This is a genomic window from Anaeromyxobacter sp. SG17, assembly GCF_022690695.1.
GTDB lineage: Bacteria > Myxococcota > Myxococcia > Myxococcales > Anaeromyxobacteraceae > Anaeromyxobacter > Anaeromyxobacter soli.
Window position 1 is genome coordinate 64,048 of sequence record NZ_JALCYX010000016.1, and the last position, 16,620, is coordinate 80,667.

The following is a 16,620-nucleotide window of genomic DNA, read 5'->3' on the forward strand; positions in this document are numbered from 1 at the left end:
ATCGGCTACAGCGAGAAGAGCGCCCGCGCCGTGACGGCGAGGTGGAGCCCCGCCGCGACCACCACGAGCGCGTGGAAGATCTCGTGGTACCCGAACACGCGCGGGAACGGATCCGGACGCCGCGTCGCGTAGACCACCGCGCCCAGGCTGTAGGCGATCCCGCCGGCGCCGAGCAGCGCGATCGCGCCCGGGCCGAGGCGCGCCACGAGCGCGGGCATCACCGGAAGGATCACCCAGCCGAGCAGCACGTAGATCACCGCGATGAGGGGCTTCGGCGCGCGGACCCACAGGATCGACTGGAGGATGCCGAGCGCCGCCCCGCCCCACGCGATCGCGAGGAGCGCCTCGCCGCGCGCGCCGCCGAGGACCAGGCAGAACGGCGTGTACGTTCCGGCGATGAGGAGGAAGATCGCCGAGTGATCGAGCCGTCGCATCCAGCGCCGCGCGCGCGGCGGCCAGGTCGGCCGGTGGTAGAGCGCGCTCACGGCGAACAGGGTGAAGAGGCTCGCCCCGTAGACGTTCGCCGCGGCGCGGGCGCGCGCCGACGGCGAGACGAGCGCGAGCGCGATCCACGCGGCGAGCGCGACGAACGCGGCGATCTCGTGGGACACGCCGCGCAGGAGCGGCTTCTCTGCGGCGCGCGGAGCGTCGTGCGAGGCGGTGTCGATCATGGTGTGCCCTCCAGAGCGCGTTGGATCCTGCCATCGGAGGGTCACGCCCCTGTCACGGCGCGCGCGTGACGCCCTGCGCGCTCGCGTCGGATCGCCGAGCTCCCTCGCCCCGCGCCTCAGGCCTCGCGCAGCTCGACGAGCCCGAGCCGGACGAGCTTGCGGAGCGCCTTCAGCGTCTCGACCTCCCGCAGCGGGCTCGCGAGCGCGATGCTCGCGACGTCCCACTTGCCGTTCAGGCGGCCCGCGACCTCGCGGTCCGTCGGGCCGAGCCGCCGCGCCGCCGGCCCGTCGAGCGCCGCGGGCCCGGCCAGGAGGACGGGGACCGCGACCGGGGACAGCTCCGCGTAGAGCACGGCGACCTGCTCGCGCTCGGCCTCGCGCAGGAGCGCGCGGACGCGCCGGTCGGAAGGATCCGCGGCGAGCAGGCTCCGGAACACGATGCCCGCCTCGTCGAACTGGCGCGCGTCGACGAGCAGCTGTGCCTTCGCCACCAGTGACGCCACCGGGTCCGGGTGCGCGGACACGCCCTCGACGCGCGCGAGGCCGAGCGCGCGGAGCGCCTCGATCCGGCGGAGCACCGCGGCGCGAGAGAGGGCGAGCGCGAGGCGCGCCTCGGCGATCGACGCGCGGCGCCGCGCCGCCTCCAGCAGCGCGCGCTGCCCCGGCGTGCGCGGGCGTGCGGCGCCCTCCTCCGCTACGAGCGCGGCCGTGTCCGACGGGTAGCGCCGGTCGAGCTCGGGCCACTCGTCGAGCCGCCGCAGGCCCTCGAGCGCCATCTGGCCGAGCCCCACGTCGAGGCGGACCCCGTCCTCGAAGCCGCCGGCGTCCACGATGAGCGTGAACCGGCCCCCTGGCGGCGCGAGGAAGAGATCGACGATCCGGTCGGCGCACGCCTCCGGCCAGAGCGACTCCGGCGGCTCCGAGTGCGACCAGCGGGCGAGCGTGCCGAGCGCCGACGGCTCGGACGGTGGGCGCGCCGCCGCGACGATGCGGCGGTCGACGACGTGCAGCCAGAACGGCGTCCCCTCGCCCGCGTCGAGCTCGACGATCCCCGAGCGCCTGCTCTGATCGAGCCACTGGAACAGCTCGGCGAGGGGAAAGGTCGCGAGGTCTCCCTGCAGCATGGCCCGATTGTGACCGCGCCGGGCCGCGCGCGCCAGATCGCGCCCCCCGTCCGAGCGTGGGAGGTCTCACCCGGAGTGCTGCCCCCGGCGCCCCGGCTTGGCGGACCGTGTCGCTCGGGCCAGCTTTTCTTGCGCGTGCGTGCCGGAGGGCCCGTCGGCCCGGCGTCCGGGCGGGCGCGCGGGAGACGGCGGATGGCCGGGATGCGGCGTTGGGCGGCGGTGCTCGCGGCGGCTGCGCTGACCGCGTGCGGCGGCGGCGGAGGCGGCGGCACCAAGACCCCGGCCGACACGGGCGGCGGCGGCACCGGCGGCGACACGGGGGGCGGGACCGGAGGCGGCACGGGAGGTGGCGGCGGCGGAGGCGGTGCCCCGGCGGTGAAGGCGCCGGTCGTCGTCGGCGCCTTCCGGTTCTGGGGCGCCGAGCAGGGGCTCCCGGCCAAGGTGAGCGACGTCTCCGCGGACGAGGCCGGCAACGTCTACGTCGCGGGCGGCGACGCCGCCGTCTACGCGAAGTCCCGCGCCGCCCAGGACTTCAAGCGCTTCGACGCGGACGCCGCCGGGCTGACGAAGAACTGCCACGACGCGGCGCAGATCGCGAACGCGACCCCGTCCGATCCCGCCGTCACGTGCCCGGTCATCTCGGTCGCGGGCTCGACGCCGAACAAGGCGATCATCGGCTTCAAGGGCGTCGGCACCGACGGCGACACGGACGCCGACTGGGCGGTCGACTCCGGGGGCGCCGACGTCGTCACGTTCGACGGCACGACGCTCGCGCGCGAGCGGCACGTCCGGATCGCGACGCCCCCGGGCTACGTGTGCGAGTTCTTCGTGGAGGGCTCGAACGACACCCAGTGCTACGGCTGGGATCCGTTCATGCTCGGCGGCCGCCGGAAGCTGCGTCAGGTGCAGCGCATCGTCGTGAACCACGACAAGGGCCGCTCGCTCTCGTACGGCGACGCGCTCCTGGGCGGCACGCACGCCACGATCTCGATCCTCGTCGCGAACCCCGACGCGCGCGGCCTCCAGGACCTCACCCGCGGCGACCCGGCCTGGGAGGACGCGAAGGGCGTGTTCGAGCACGAGCACCCCGCGATCTACGCGCACGGCGAGTTCCTCACCGGCGAGGCGTGGGCGCTCGCGTTCGACCCCACCACGAACGTGCCCTGGTACGCGAACCAGTTCCGCACGGCGAGCCTCCCCGGCTACGCCTCGATGCGGCGGCCGGAGCTGTCGCAGAACTTCCACGGCCCGTGGTGGGGGAACCAGTCGCCGCCCAGCCCCTACCTCTGGATCTGGAGCTCGGACGCGGATCCGGCGGACGCCACGAAGCGCGACAGCGTGCAGTCGATCTCGTTCTGCGACGACGGGACGATGTGGGTCGGCTCGGACGCGCACGGCCTCGCCTTCCTGCGCAAGGGCGCCTCCACCTTCAGCACCGTCGGCGTCCCCGCCGGCGCGGGCGGCGCGCTCGCCGTCGCGTGCGATCCGTCCGACGGCTCGGTGTGGGTGGGGTTCGCCTGGGGCGGCTTCGGGCGCTACCGGAACGGCGCGTGGGTGCAGGACCTCCCCCCGGACTCGGTGCCGGCCTTCGCGCGCGGGCCCGTGCGGTCGATCCAGATCGACCGCTGGGCGAGCCCTCGCGTGGTCTACATGGCCCACCTCGAGTCGAGGTTCGGGCCGGGTGCCGTGACCGCCTACGACGGTCCGTGACGGGACGGCGCGAGCCCCGACCGGATCGTGCCTGGACCGCGGCGGTTCCCGACCACCGGTGGTGATCGGGGACCGCCAGCGGGGTTCAGGCGTAGTCCCGCTCGATCACCTCGCCCGGGCGCGGCTCCCCGACGAGCAGCCCGAGCGCGTCCATGAGGATCCACTTCTGGAGCGCGGTGTCGGACGGGCGTCCGAGCGAGTGGCCCACCACGAAGCCGCGGGGGCAGAGCGCGCGCGGAGGCCGCGCCTGCCGCGTCTCCTCCGGCTCGACCGTCACGACGACGGTCGGGATGCCCACGAGCTCGATCATCCGCTGCACGGTGACCACCGTGCGGTGGCAGAGGCGTCAGCCGCCGGTGAGGAGCACGGCGCCGGGGCGCTCTCGGTCCACCTCGCGCACGAGCGCGGGGATGGTCTTCTCGCGCAGCTCGCGGAGCGCCTGGCTGAAGCCGAGCGAGAAGTGGCGCTCGGTGAGGCCGCCCACCCGCCCCTCGCGCGCGAGCTCGCGCACCCGGTCGATGGGGAACACGCAGTTGAGATCGCGATCCACGCAGGCGTGGTCGTAGTGCGTGTCGTCGTAGCGGAGGTCCTTCGCCTCCGCGTCTCCCCCGATGACGCGCCAGGTGGCGTCGCCGTCGGTGACGAACGGCACGTCGCTCGCGAGCCGGACCCCGGCCGTCGAGACGATGCAGATCGCGGCGTCCTCGAGCTTCCCCTGGAACGGCGTGAACGGAACGCAGTAACGGGACAGCTCGAGCGGCTTCGGCTCGGCTCCTTGCGGCATCCGCCCTCCGCTACTTCAGCTTGTCGAGCGCCGCCATGATCTTGTCGGTGGGGGGCTGCTCGCCGATGTCGTGGATGTCGATGTAGGCAACCTTCCCCTGCTTGTCGACGACGAAGATCGCGCGCTCGCAGATGCCGTTCTCGCCGCGGAGGACGCCGTAGAGGGCCGCCACGTAGCCGTGCGGCCAGTGATCGGACAGGAGCGGGAACGACAGCCCGCCCATCGACTTCGCCCACGCCTCGTTGGTGTGGACCTGATCCGTGCTGATGCCCAGGACCTGGGCATTCCGCCGCTCGAACTCGGAGAGATCCTCCTCGTACGAGGGCATCTGGACGGTTCAGACGGGGGTGTAGGCGGCCGGGTAGAACGCCAGCACCACGTTCTTCTTGCCACGATAGTCGGAGAGCCGGATCTTCCGCTTCGTGTCGCCTTTACCCGCAGTGCTGCCGGTCGCCATCAGCTCGAAGTCGGGCGCCTCGTCGCCGACCTCCAGCCGCCAGACGGCCTTTGGCTTCGCTGCCATTCGAGTCCTCCTTTGGTCGTGGGACAAAAAGACACTAGTAACCGCGTCACTCAGCGTCGAGGACGCCCGGGGGGCACCCCGAAAAGGACAATGAGCACGCGGGGTCACTTTGCTAAGGGTTTCGCATGGATCTCCTGACGCGATTCGCTGGCAACGTGCGCCGCCTGCGGGCCAAGAAGAAGCTTTCCCAGAAGGCGCTGGCCGACAAGGTCGGGATCTCCGTCTCGTACGTCTCGATGCTCGAGCGCGGGCAGCGCTCTCCACCGCTGGAGACCATCGAGAAGATGGCCAAGGCGCTGGGCGTGCCGCCCGCAAACCTGCTCGGCAAGTGAGCCGCGCCCGACGGAGCGCCGCGACCGGTCTCGACGACGCGGGCGCCGCGGCGTCGAGCGTCGCCGCGCCGCGTTCACGCCAAGTGATTCCCTCCCGCAGCGCGACGCGCCTCAACGCCCGAGCGTAGGCTCGCCGCGCCGCCACTCGGCGGGCACCCGCTCGCGCGTCCTCAGCGCCTCGAGCACGCGCAGGATCTCCGAGGGCGAGCGGCCCACCTCCAGGTTGTGGAACGCGGCGTACTGGACGATTCCCTCGGGGTCCACGAGAAACGTGGCGCGCGCCGCCACGCCGGCGCGCTCGAGGAAGGCGCCGTAGGCGCGGCTCATCGCGCCCGCCGGGTCGGCCGCGAGCGGGAAGGCGATGGGGCCGAGCACCTCGCGGATCCAGCGCTGGTGCGTCTCCACGTCGTCCACCGAGACGGCGAGGACCTCGGCGCGGAGCTCCGAGAGCTCGCGCGCGCGGCGCGACAGCTCGAGCAGCTCCGTCGGACACACGGGGGTGAAGTCGCGCGGGTAGAAGACCAGCACGAGCCAGCGGCCGGCGTAGTCGCCGAGCGCCACCTCGCGCACCTCGCCTGGCGAAGGTCCGATGGCCGCCGCGGCCGTGAAGTCCGGCGCCGGATCGAGGATGATGCTCAAGGCCCGCTCCTCTCCTCCGCGCTCGATAGCCGTGCCCCCGCGCTCCGTCAACCGCGCGCCCGCCGGGGCGCCCGAGCGGGCCGGGGACCCGGCGCGCCGCCGTGCGGGCCGCGCGCTCCTGCCGCGCGAGCCCCCGCACGCCCCCACGACCCGCCCCGCCCAAGGAATCGCCGCCGGCCCCGGGGCGTTCCAGTGTTCCGGGGCGCGAGCGCGATGCCGCGCGGCCGGCGAGGGAGCGCGAGCGCGGATGGAGCGGAGCTTCGGGCGGAGAGGGTTCTTGAGGGGCGCGGCGCTCGTCGGCGCCGCCGGCGCGCTCGGCGCCTTCCCGTCCGCCGCCGAGGCCCGCCACGCGGCGCCCACGCCGGAGCGCGTGACGTTCGACGTGCCGGGCCTCGATCCCGCGCACCACGGCCTGCGCGTCGCGCAGCTCTCCGATCTCCACGTCGGGCCGCGGACGCCCGCGGAGGTCGTCCGCGCCGCGATCGAGGAGGCGAACGCCTTCCAGCCCGATCTCGTCGTCCTCACCGGCGACTACCTCTCGCACTCCCGCCGCGAGCTCGATCCGATGCACGAGCTGCTCGGCGGCCTCGCCGCGCCCACGATCGCCGTGCTCGGGAACCACGACGTGTGGGTCGATCCGGAGGGCGCGGCCGCGGCGCTCCGGGGCCACGGCTACGAGGTCCTCGAGAACGCCTGGACCACCGTGCGGCTGCGGGGCGCCCCGCTCCCCGTCGTCGGGGTGGGCGACCACCTCACCCGGCGCGACGACGTCGGGAAGGCGCTGAGAGGGCTCGCCGGCCCGACGCCGCTCGTGCTCGCGCACGGGCCGCGCACGGCGGAGAAGCTCCAGCGCCTCGGCCGCCCGACCCTCTGCCTCTCGGGCCACACGCACGGCGGCCAGATCAACATCCCGATCTTCACGCCGCTGTTCCTCTCGGCCATCGTCCACGAGCCGTTCCTGCGCGGCCGCTACGCGCTGGACGGCGGGGTCCAGCTCTACGTGAACCGCGGGATCGGCATGTCCGGGATCCGCGTCCGCGTGAACGCGCCGCCCGAGGTGACGCTCGCGACGCTGCGCCGGGTCGAGCCCGCCTGAGCGACCGAGCGTGATCCCGGGACGATCGCCGCGCCGCGCGCGGCGGGTCGCCCCCGGGCGCGCGCCTCCCCGACACCGGAAGTTTCGGGCGGCGGGCCGGGAGATCCCTTACGATCGCGGGCGGAGAACGCCCGATGACGCGTCCGGCAGCCGCCCCGTCTCCCGTCACCGATCCGCGCCGCCTCGACGAGGCCGTGGCGCGCCTGCGCGACGGCGCGCCGATCTGGGCGCGCGCGTCGCTCTCCGAGCGCATCGCCCTGGCGCGCTCCATGGCGCGCGGCCTCGAGCGCACCGCCGAGCGCGCCGTCGCGGCGGCCTGCGCGGCGAAGGGCATCCCGCTCGACTCCCCCGTCGCCGGGGAGGAGTGGCTGAGCGGGCCGTACGTCGTCCTCCGCCAGCTCCGCCTCGTCGTCCGCTCGCTCCAGGCGCTCGCGGCGCGCGGCAACACGCCCATCGGCGCCGTCGGCGAGACGCTCGACGGGCGCCTCACGGTCCGCGTCTTCCCCGCCTCCCCCACCGATCGCGCGCTCTTCAGGGGCGTCAGCGCCGAGGTGCACCTCGAGGAGGGCGTCGGGAGGACCGAGCTCGACGAGGGCCGCGCGCGCTTTCACAAGGCGCCCGACCACGACGGCGAGGTCTGCCTCGTGCTCGGCGCGGGGAACATCAACGCGATCCCGCCCGCGGACGTCGTGACGAAGCTCTTCAACGAGGGCAAGGTCTGCGTCCTCAAGATGAACCCGGTGAACGCGTACCTCGGACCGCTCTTCGAGGAGGCGTTCGCCGAGGCGATCGCGCGCGGCTTCCTCGCCGTCGTCTACGGCGGCGCGGAGGAGGGCTGGCACCTCGCGCACCACCCGGGCGTGGACGAGGTGCACATCACCGGCTCGGATCGCACGCACGACCTCATCGTGTGGGGTCCGCCGGGGCCGGAGCGCGCCGCGCGGATGGCGAGGAACGACCCGCTCCTGCGCAAGGAGATCTCGAGCGAGCTCGGGAACATCACGCCGGTGCTGGTCGTGCCGGGGGCGTGGGACGCGCGGACGCTCGCCGCGCAGGCCGAGAGCGTCGCGGGGATGCTCACGCACAACGCGTCCTACAACTGCATCGCCGGCAAGATGCTCGTCACCGCCCGCGGGTGGCGCCAGCGCGACGAGTTCCTCGCGGCGGTGGAGCGGTTCACCGCGCTCGCGCCGCCCCGCCGCGCCTGGTACCCGGGCTCCGCCTCGAGCTACCACCGCCTGCTCGACGGCCGCGGCGACGTGCGGCGCATCGGGGCGGCGGCGGAGGGCGAGCTCCCCTGGGCGATCGTGCGCGGCGTCGCGCCCGATCCCGACGACGCGGCGTTCCGCGACGAGCCGTTCTGCGCCCTGCTCTGGCAGACCGAGATCGGGAGCGCCGATCCCCTGGAGTACCTCGACGCCGCGGTGACGCTCGCGAACGAGATGCTGTGGGGGACGCTCGCGGCGCACATCGCCGTGCACCCGCGCACGCTCTCCGACCGCACGACGGGGGCGGCGCTGGAGCGCGCGATCCGGCGGCTGCGCTACGGCTCGGTCTCCGTGAACTGCTGGGCCGGGTACGGCTTCGCCTTCGGCTCGACGCCCTGGGGCGCCTACCCCGGTGCGCCGCTCACCGACATCCAGAGCGGCCGCGGCTTCGTGCACAACGCGCTCATGCTCGAGCGCGTCGAGAAGACGGTCATCCGCCATCCGGCCGCGACGTTCCCGAAGCCGCCGTACTTCCCGAGCCACCGCACCGCGCACGCGCTGGGGCGCGGGCTGACGCGCCTCGAGGCGCGCGGCCTCACCGCGCTCCCGGCCGTCCTCGCGGCGGGCGTCCGGGGCTGAGCGCGGGCCGGGGCCGCTGTCCGGGACGGGAACGACGCGGCGGTGGCGTCCCGTGGCCCTGCGGCTCGACACCCCTCGCCCCTCCGTGATGTCATCGCCCCGTTCGCGCGCAGAAGCGCGCGGCGGGGGCCACCGTGAAGAGCTTTCTCCTCTCCTGGCTGACGAGGAAGTACTCCGGGTGCGACCTCGCGTCGTTCCACCGCGAGCGGCCCGAGGACTGGCTCGTGTGGGAGGCGGGTCCCTGGCGGCCGCCCGCGGCCGGGCGGGAGACCATGCTCGCCGGCCCCGGCACGCGGCTCGTGGCGGCCGGCGAGTCGCTCGTCATCGCGCTCGCGGCCAGGAACGGGGGTCCGGAGGTCCGGGTCGGCCGGGCGCCCGAGAACGACATCGTGGTCGACGACGGCACCCTCTCGCGCCGGCACCTCGTCCTCCGGCGCGACGGGGCCGGCGGCTGGACCGTCGAGGACGCAGGCTCGTCCAACGGCACGAGCGTGAACGGGCTGCGCATCGGCCGCGCGCCGCTGCGGCTCGAGCCGGGGGCGCGCGTCGAGGCGGGCGCCGTGCGGTTCACGTTCTACGACGGCGCGACGCTCTACCTGCGCCTGCGCGGCGCCTGAAGGGATCGAGCTGGGCGTGCGCCGCCGCTTCACTCGCGCGCGAGCGCAGCCCGGAGCCCCAGCCGCGACTCGCGCCTGACCCGCGCGCCGCGCTCGCGGCGGCGGTCGTCGTCCGACTCGGCGACGAGCGGCGCGACGTGCGTGGGCCGCCCAGCGTCGTCGATCGCCACGAAGGTCAGGTACGCGTCGCAGCACCTGCGCCGCTCGCCGGTGCGCGGGTCCTCGGTCGAGACCTCGACGTTCACCTCCATGGAGGTCGAGAACACCGCGGTCACGCGCGCGACGAGGAGCGCCATGTGGCCGATCGGGACCGGCGCGAGGAACGAGAGCTGGTCGATCGACGCCGTGACCACGGGCAGGCGCGCGTGGCGCATCGCCGCCATCCCGGCGGCGAGGTCGATCCACTGCATCACCATGCCGCCGAACGCGGTGCCGTGGGAGTTCGCGTCGCCCGGCATGACGAGGTGGGTGACCTCGACGCGGGACGCGGAGGCGGGCTTCGGCTCCATGGCCCCTCTATACGCGGGCCCGCGGGCCTCCGCCGCCCTTTCCCCCGTGTCGGGTCGCCGCTATAGAATCCGCGCCCCTCTCCGGAGAGCTCGTCCCATGCCGCTCGAAGTCACCCTCATCGACCACGCCCGCGACCCGCTCGCGAAGCTCTACGGCGCCTACCGCACCTGCTACACCCCCAAGACGCCCGGCGAGGTCTGGAGCGAGATCCGCGACGGACGCATCGCGCCCGACGCCATCCGCGAGTTCATCGCGGAGCGGCTCAAGACCGGTCACGCCTCGCCCCTCGAGCAGGTGGTGTTCTGGTTCGGGATCTCGGGCGTCTCCCGGGCGCTCTCGCACCAGTTCGTGCGCCACCGGATCGGCATCTCGTTCGAGCAGCAGTCGCAGCGCTACGTCCGCTACAAGGAGGAGCGGCTCGACTACGTCATGCCGAGAACCTGGCGCGACGCGCACGGGATGGCGGACGAGTACGACCGGCTCATGCGCGAGATCACCCGCGTGTACGAGCTGGCGCTCGAGAAGGGGATCCCCGCCGAGGACGCCCGCTTCGTGCTGCCCAACGCCACGCCGACGAACTTCCAGGTGATGGTGAACTTCACCGAGCTCCTGCACATCGCGGACCTCCGGCTCTGCTGGCGCGCGCAGTGGGAGATCCGCCACATGGTCGCGCTCATGCGGCGCGAGGTGATGAAGGCCATCCCGGAGATCGGCGGCTACCTGCAGCCGAAGTGTGGCGACAAGCGCATGGGCTACTGCGATGAGCCGCGCAAGGAGTGGGAGAAGTGCCCGCTCGGGAAGGTGCGGCCGCACAAGGAGCAGCTCCTCGACGTCTTCCGCGAGTACCGGGCCGGCAACCTCGTGCCCCTCGCCGAGGAGCACCTGCGGACCGTCGAGGACGCGGGCAACGAGGAGTAGCGACCTCGGCCGGGAGGGGCGGCAGCCCCCCTTGGATCCCCCTCCGCCCCGGCCGGTCCCGGCCGCCCGGGTGACGCTCCGGTAGAATCCCGCGCCGGAGCCCACATGAGACTGTACGTGAAGGCCGCGCTCGCCGCGGCGATCGTCGCCGCCGCGCTGCCCGCGCGCGCCCAGGTCCAGAGCGCGCTCGATCGCGACCAGGGCCTCCCCGCCGGGCTCTCGCTGCCCCTCCCGGGCGCCGCCGCCGCCGAGGAGCCGACGGCGCTCGCGGTGAACCCGGCCGGCGTGGGGTTCGTGCCCCGGCTCGCCGTGCAGGCGTTCCACGAGCGCGACGTCACCCCGGGCTCGAGCGCAGACGCCGTCTTCGCCGCCGACGGCGTGGGCCCGCTCGGCGTCGGGTTCGGCATGCAGTGGGTCCGCCCCGGCTCCGGCGACGGGCCGCGCTACCGCAAGACGACCCTCGCCCTCGCCCTCACCGACACGCGCGCCCTCTCGCTGGCGATCGGCTGGAACCGCTGGGCCTCCCGCGACGACGCGCTCGAGCGGCTCTCGAGCTGGGACGTCGGCCTCACGGTGCGGCCGACGCGCTGGCTCAGCGTCGCCGCGGCGATGCGCGACCGCGACGCGCGGCTCTCGGGCGAGCCGCTCCCCATCCGCTACGACCTCGGCGTCGCGACGCGGCTGTGGCGCGACGGGCTCACCCTCTCGCTCGATCTCCTCGGCGACGACGACCGCCGCGACGCGCTGCGCGTGACGCACCTCGCGACCGGCCTCGGCGCGGAGGTCTGGTCCGGCCTCGCCGTCTCGGCCCAGCTCCAGCTCCCGCTCCGGTCGGGGCTGCCCACCGGCGACCGGCCCGCCGCGGTGGTCGCGCTCTCCTGGAACGGACCGTACGTCGGCTGGACGGGAGGCGCCGTGCCGGTGCGCGATCGCACCGGCTCGCTCATCGGCGTGCGCTTCTCGGGCGAGCGCTACCGCGCCGCGTTCACCGGGCACGACGTGCCGGCCATCGACGTCGAGCGCGCGCTGGAGCCGCCGCGCACGTTCCTGTTCTTCACCTTCGGAGAGCCGGATCCGTACGGCCGGCTCCTCGCGCGCCTCGAGGCGGCGCGCGACGATCCCGAGGTCGCCGCCGTCGCGGTCCGCATCGACGATCTCGGGGTGGGCGCCGGCCGCGCCGAGGCGCTGCGCGCGGCGCTGGCGCGCATCCGCGAGAGGAAGCCGGTCCTCGCGTACCTCGCCGGCGGCGGCACCATCGAGTACTGGATCGCGAGCGCCGCGACCGAGATCGCCGCCCAGCCCGGCTCGACGCTGTTCGTGAACGGCGTCTCCACCTCCACGCTGTTCGTGAAGGAGCCGCTCGCGCGGATCGGGGTGGCCTTCGAGGTGGTGAAGCGCGGCGCGTACAAGAGCGCGCCCGAGCCGCTCGTCCGGACGGAGGGATCACCGGAGGCGCGCGAGATGGTCGGCTCGCTGCTCGACGACGTCTTCGGCCGGTTCGTCGGGGACGTGGCCGCGGCGCGGCGGGTCCCGGAGGATCGCGTGCGCGCGCTCGTGGACCGCGGCCTGTTCGGCGCGGAGGAGGCGAAGGCGGAGGGGCTCCTCGACGCGGTGCTGTGGCCGGACGAGCTCGAGGGCTGGGCCCGGCGGGTGACGAAGCGGCGCGTGCAGGTCACGGGCGGCTACTCGCCCGACGAGGAGCGCCGGGCGCAGCGCTGGGGCCCGGCGGCGTACGTGGAGGTCGTGCGCGTGGAGGGGGCGATCGCGGGCGGGAAGAGCCGCGGCGACCGGCTCGGCGTCGCGGCGATCGCCGGCGCGGAGACCATCGCCGCCCAGCTCCGGCGCGCCGCCGAGGACTCCGACGTGAAGGCCATCGTGCTCCGCATCGACTCGCCGGGCGGCGACGGCGTCGCCTCGGACCGGATCTGGCGCGAGGTGCAGCGCGCCCGGCGCCGCAAGCCCGTCATCGCCTCGATGGGCGACGCCGCGGCGAGCGGCGGGTACCTCGTGGCGGTCGGGGCCGACACGATCCTCGCCGAGCCCTCCACCCTCACCGGCTCGATCGGCGTCTTCGCCCTGAAGCCCGATCTCTCCGGCCTGCTCGCCAAGCTCGGCGTGGTCCGCGAGGCCGCGGCGCGGGGCGAGAACGCGCAGCTCACGAGCCTCGCGAAGCCCTGGTCCGCCCCGGAGCGCGCCGCCGTCGAGCGCGAGATCGAGCGCTTCTACGCGCTGTTCGTGGCGCGCGTGGCGGAGGGGCGGAAGCTCACGGCCGCCGAGGTCGAGACCGTGGCGGGGGGCCGGGTCTGGACCGGCCGCCAGGCGCAGGAGCGACGCCTCGTCGACGGCCTGGGCTCCCTGCGCGACGCGATCCAGCTCGCGCGCGAGCGCGCCCGGCTCACGCCTGACGACGTCGTGATCGTCCGTACGGCCAAGGGCGGCGAGGACGGAGCGGACCCGTTCTCTGTGGGCATCTTCGGCGCCGCGCCCTCTCCGCTCGCGCGCACGCTCGTCGCGATCCCGGAGCTCCGCGCCCTCTCGCTCGTGTCGGAGATGGGGCCCGTGCTCGCGTTGCCCGTCGAGTGGGTGGACCCACCACCCGCGCCGTGAAGCACCGGCCGGAGGGGCGCCGCGTCCGCTGGCTGGGCGGGCGGGCCCCCTCGGGGCCGCATCGAAGCTTTCGCTGCGCGATCTTTTTTGCTATGTGATGACTTGTCTGCCCTCCGCGAAGGCTTTACGTTTCACGGCGGCGGGTAGACGAGCCTCTGATCGGCAGGTTGCTGGCGAGTTCGCGTCGCGTGACACGCGGCGCGCTGCGAGCGACGCGACGGGGGCGGCGGTTCGCGGCCCACCGACTGCCAACGAGCCGCGAACAGCGCCAATCCAGGACGCATGACGGTCGTGCCGCGAGGGCGATTCCTTCGCCCCGCTGCCGGAGCAGACGACAGCATGAGCGATAACGAGCAGACCCCGACTCCGGTCGTGAGCGGGGCCCCTCAGAACTCCCAGCCCACCGCGTCCGCCCATGAGGGCGAGGCCGGCGGGCAGCCCGGCGGTCCGGGCGGAGCCCCCGGACAGGGGGGACGGCGGCGGCGGCGGCGGCGTGGTCGCCGAGGTCGTGGCGGCCCCCAGGGCCAGGGTGGACCGGCGGTCGGGCCGAACGGCCAACCGCTGGCGGTGGCGCCCGCGCAGAACGGGACCGCCCCCGCGCCGCAGGCGCAGCCCGGCGGGCAGGCTCAGACCGAGGCGACCGAGGAGGTCGAGGGCGTCCTCGAGTTCGAGGGCAAGGGGAACGGCTACCTGCGCGACGTGAAGCGCAGCTACCTCCCGCAGCCCTTCGACGTCGAGGTGCCGCGCTGGCTCATCGACCGCATGCACCTGCAGGGCGGGCTGCTCGTGAAGGGCCAGGCCGCCACGCGGAACATGAAGCGGGTGCTCACGCGCATCGACCAGCTCGAGGGCACCGACCCGATGGCGGTCGCCCGGCGCACCCACTTCCACAACCTCACCGCGACCGATCCGACCGAGAAGCTCGTCATGGAGACGCGCCCGGACGAGCTGATCGGCCGCGTCCTCGACCTCGTCTCCCCCATCGGCCTCGGCGCGCGCGGCCTCATCACCTCGCCGCCCAAGGCCGGCAAGACGATCATGCTGCAGCGGATCGCCCAGGCGATCACCTCGAACCGCCCGGACGTGCACCTCACGGTGCTGCTCGTGGACGAGCGGCCCGAGGAGGTCACCGACATGAAGCGGAACATCAAGGGCGAGGTGATCGGCTCCTCGAACGACCGGCCGACGGAGGAGCACATCCACGTCGCCGAGATGGTCCTCGAGCGGTCCAAGCGCCTCGTGGAGGGCGGCAAGGACGTCGTGATCCTGCTCGACTCCATCACCCGCCTCTCGCGCGCCTACAACAAGGAGGTCGAGTCCTCCGGCCGGACGCTGACCGGCGGCGTCGACTCGCGCGCGCTCGAGCGGCCCAAGCGGCTGTTCGGATCGGCCCGCAAGGCCGAGGAGGGCGGGTCGCTCACCATCATCGCGACCGCGCTCATCGACACCGGGTCGCGCATGGACGAGGTGATCTTCGAGGAGTTCAAGGGCACGGGCAACATGGAGGTCGTGCTCTCGCGGCAGCTCGCCGAGCGGCGCATCTTCCCGGCCATCGACATCGGCGCCTCCGGCACCCGCAAGGAGGAGAAGCTCTTCTCACCGAAGGAGATCGAGAAGGTCCGCCGCCTGCGCGGGGCCCTCGCCTCGCTGAAGCCGGTCGAGGCGATGGAGCGGCTCCTCAAGAAGCTCTCCGAGTTCGAGACGAACGAGGAGTTCCTCCAGAGCTTCTGACGTTCCCGGGACCGCCCACCCGTCGCCGGGCGGGCGGTCCCCCATGCGAATCCCGCCGCGAGCCGCTATCATCCGCGCCCGATGGACTCGCGCGTCGCGCCTCCAGCCCTCGTAGTGTCCGGCCCCGGCGTCTCGCCCGCGCCCGAGCCCGTGCTCGTCGTGGACGACGACGAGCTCATCCTGAAGGCGCTCGCGCGCATCCTGGAGAGCTCGGGCTTCGCGCCCTGCTGCTACGCCTCCCCCGAGGCCGCCCTCGAGGCGCTCGAGTCGGAGCGCCCGGTGGTGATCATCTCCGACTACATGATGCCGGGGATGGACGGCGTCGCCTTCCTGAACCAGGCGCGGGCGCGGTACCCGGCCGCGATCCGGATCCTCTGCACCGCGGCGGACGACTTCCGCGTCGCCCTCGAGGCGGTGAACTCGGGCGAGGTCTACCGGATCGTCTCGAAGCCCTGGCACCAGACGGAGCTCATCGCGACGGTGACGCAGGCGGCCGAGGCGGCGCGGCTCCAGCGCGAGAACGAGCGGCTCACCGCCGAGGTGCAGCGCCAGAACGGGCAGCTGCGCGAGATGAACGCGCGGCTCGAGGAGATGGTCCGGGCCCGCACGCAGGCGCTGCTCGAGGGGCTCATCGCCGCCCTCGACTACCGCGACGCCGAGACCCAGTGGCACTCGCGGCGCGTGTCGCTCTTCGCGCGGCGGCTCGCGCGGCAGCTCGGCTTCGAGGAGCCGGAGCTCACGGTCGTCGAGCACGGCGCCCTCCTGCACGACATCGGCAAGATCGGCGTGCGCGACCGGGTGCTCCTCAAGCCCGGCCCGCTCACCACCGACGAGTGGACCGAGATGAAGCGCCACCCCGAGCTCGGCTGGGCGCTCCTCCAGCGCGTGGACTACCTGCGCCCCGCGTCCTCCATCGTCCTCCAGCACCAGGAGAAGTGGGACGGCACCGGCTACCCCGCCGGCCTGCGCGGCGAGGAGATCGTGGTCGGGGCGCGCATCTTCCACGTGGTGGACACGCTCGACGCGATCACGAGCGACCGGCCGTACCGGCGGGCCCGTCCCTTCGATCACGCGCGCGAGGAGATCACGCGCTGCACGGGCACGCAGTTCGACCCGAAGATCGTCGAGGCGTTCCTGTCGGTCCCGCCCGAGGACTGGGAGCGGATCCGGCTCGACGTGGAGACGGTCGCGGTGCTCTCCGCCGACCTCGCCGAGAGCCCGCCGGCGCCCGAGGACCTCGCGGCGGCGCTCGACGCGCTGCGCGGCTGACGCCGCGGCGCCGCGGACCCCGGCCCGCGCTACTGCAGCTCGATCCCGAGCAGCGCGGCGGTCTCGCCGCCGCCGACCTCGATCGTCACGGCCGCGCGCCGGCCGTCCCTCGCCCGGAGCTCGACCCGGTGCCGGCCCGGCGCGAGCGCGACGGCGCGGGTCTCGTCGGCGGCGAGCGGCGGGAGGCGCGCCTCGCCGTCCACGACGAGCGTGGCCGCGGCGCGCGGCTGCACGACGAGCCG

General features: G+C 74.2%; 15 protein-coding genes and 1 pseudogene. 9 read left to right on the plus strand and 7 right to left on the minus strand.

The window, feature by feature from the left end; all coding sequences use genetic code 11:
- Positions 1 to 5 precede the first annotated feature (5 nt).
- Positions 6 to 671, minus strand: a complete 666-nt coding sequence (locus tag MNY60_RS08800) for a hemolysin III family protein (RefSeq protein WP_242336048.1) — start codon at positions 669 to 671, stop codon at positions 6 to 8.
- Between the two features lie 116 nt (positions 672 to 787).
- Complete coding sequence (locus MNY60_RS08805) at positions 788 to 1,795, minus strand: DUF4388 domain-containing protein (protein WP_242360440.1); 1,008 nt, start codon at positions 1,793 to 1,795, stop codon at positions 788 to 790.
- Between the two features lie 201 nt (positions 1,796 to 1,996).
- Between MNY60_RS08805 and MNY60_RS08810 the strand changes: the two genes are divergently transcribed.
- The gene (locus tag MNY60_RS08810) at positions 1,997 to 3,505 is read left to right on the plus strand and encodes a hypothetical protein (RefSeq protein ID WP_242336055.1); all 1,509 of its coding nucleotides are present in this window, start codon (positions 1,997 to 1,999) and stop codon (positions 3,503 to 3,505) included.
- An 85-nt stretch (positions 3,506 to 3,590) separates the two neighbouring features.
- Here the strand turns inward: MNY60_RS08810 and MNY60_RS23745 are convergent, their stop codons facing one another.
- Together MNY60_RS23745 and MNY60_RS08825 are read right to left on the minus strand one after the other, a co-directional pair.
- The gene (locus MNY60_RS23745) at positions 3,591 to 4,289 is read right to left on the minus strand and encodes a selenoprotein B (protein ID WP_243337394.1); all 699 of its coding nucleotides are present in this window, start codon (positions 4,287 to 4,289) and stop codon (positions 3,591 to 3,593) included.
- 10 nt (positions 4,290 to 4,299) lie between these two features.
- On the minus strand, positions 4,300 to 4,812 hold the full coding sequence (locus MNY60_RS08825; protein WP_242336061.1) for a peroxiredoxin: 513 nt from the start codon (positions 4,810 to 4,812) through the stop codon (positions 4,300 to 4,302).
- Positions 4,813 to 4,937: 125 nt separating this feature from the next.
- Here MNY60_RS08825 and MNY60_RS08830 point away from each other — a divergent pair, with 125 nt between their 5' ends.
- Positions 4,938 to 5,144: a helix-turn-helix domain-containing protein gene (locus MNY60_RS08830; protein ID WP_011985507.1), complete on the plus strand. Its 207-nt coding sequence runs from the start codon at positions 4,938 to 4,940 to the stop codon at positions 5,142 to 5,144.
- Positions 5,145 to 5,255: 111 nt separating this feature from the next.
- On the opposite strand, the gene MNY60_RS08835 is transcribed toward MNY60_RS08830, so the two are convergent.
- The gene (locus MNY60_RS08835) at positions 5,256 to 5,783 is read right to left on the minus strand and encodes a peroxiredoxin (RefSeq protein WP_242360441.1); all 528 of its coding nucleotides are present in this window, start codon (positions 5,781 to 5,783) and stop codon (positions 5,256 to 5,258) included.
- Between the two features lie 277 nt (positions 5,784 to 6,060).
- Here MNY60_RS08835 and MNY60_RS08840 point away from each other — a divergent pair, with 277 nt between their 5' ends.
- The 3 genes from MNY60_RS08840 to MNY60_RS08850 all read left to right on the plus strand — a co-directional run bounded on the left by MNY60_RS08840 (position 6,061) and on the right by MNY60_RS08850 (position 9,343).
- Positions 6,061 to 6,879 (plus strand): metallophosphoesterase, encoded by an 819-nt coding sequence (locus MNY60_RS08840; protein WP_242360442.1) that lies wholly within the window; start codon positions 6,061 to 6,063, stop codon positions 6,877 to 6,879.
- A gap of 134 nt (positions 6,880 to 7,013) precedes the next feature.
- Positions 7,014 to 8,726, plus strand: coding sequence for an aldehyde dehydrogenase family protein (locus MNY60_RS08845; protein WP_242360443.1), 1,713 nt, complete (start codon positions 7,014 to 7,016; stop codon positions 8,724 to 8,726).
- Between the two features lie 134 nt (positions 8,727 to 8,860).
- Complete coding sequence (locus MNY60_RS08850; protein WP_242360444.1) at positions 8,861 to 9,343, plus strand: FHA domain-containing protein; 483 nt, start codon at positions 8,861 to 8,863, stop codon at positions 9,341 to 9,343.
- Positions 9,344 to 9,372: 29 nt separating this feature from the next.
- On the opposite strand, the gene MNY60_RS08855 is transcribed toward MNY60_RS08850, so the two are convergent.
- Positions 9,373 to 9,852 (minus strand): acyl-CoA thioesterase, encoded by a 480-nt coding sequence (locus MNY60_RS08855; RefSeq protein WP_242336077.1) that lies wholly within the window; start codon positions 9,850 to 9,852, stop codon positions 9,373 to 9,375.
- Between the two features lie 97 nt (positions 9,853 to 9,949).
- Between MNY60_RS08855 and thyX the strand changes: the two genes are divergently transcribed.
- The 4 genes from thyX to MNY60_RS08875 all read left to right on the plus strand — a co-directional run bounded on the left by thyX (position 9,950) and on the right by MNY60_RS08875 (position 16,378).
- Positions 9,950 to 10,771 (plus strand): FAD-dependent thymidylate synthase, encoded by an 822-nt coding sequence (gene thyX / locus MNY60_RS08860; protein WP_242360445.1) that lies wholly within the window; start codon positions 9,950 to 9,952, stop codon positions 10,769 to 10,771.
- Positions 10,772 to 10,876: 105 nt separating this feature from the next.
- Entirely contained in the window at positions 10,877 to 13,378 is a 2,502-nt protein-coding gene (gene sppA / locus MNY60_RS08865) for a signal peptide peptidase SppA (RefSeq protein ID WP_242360446.1), read from the plus strand.
- Between the two features lie 567 nt (positions 13,379 to 13,945).
- Positions 13,946 to 15,109: a transcription termination factor Rho gene (gene rho / locus MNY60_RS08870; RefSeq protein ID WP_242360447.1), complete on the plus strand. Its 1,164-nt coding sequence runs from the start codon at positions 13,946 to 13,948 to the stop codon at positions 15,107 to 15,109.
- 81 nt (positions 15,110 to 15,190) lie between these two features.
- Positions 15,191 to 16,378 (plus strand): HD domain-containing phosphohydrolase, encoded by a 1,188-nt coding sequence (locus MNY60_RS08875; protein ID WP_242336089.1) that lies wholly within the window; start codon positions 15,191 to 15,193, stop codon positions 16,376 to 16,378.
- A gap of 29 nt (positions 16,379 to 16,407) precedes the next feature.
- Here the strand turns inward: MNY60_RS08875 and MNY60_RS08880 are convergent.
- Positions 16,408 to 16,620: pseudogene (locus MNY60_RS08880) on the minus strand (serine/threonine protein kinase); the annotation flags it as partial.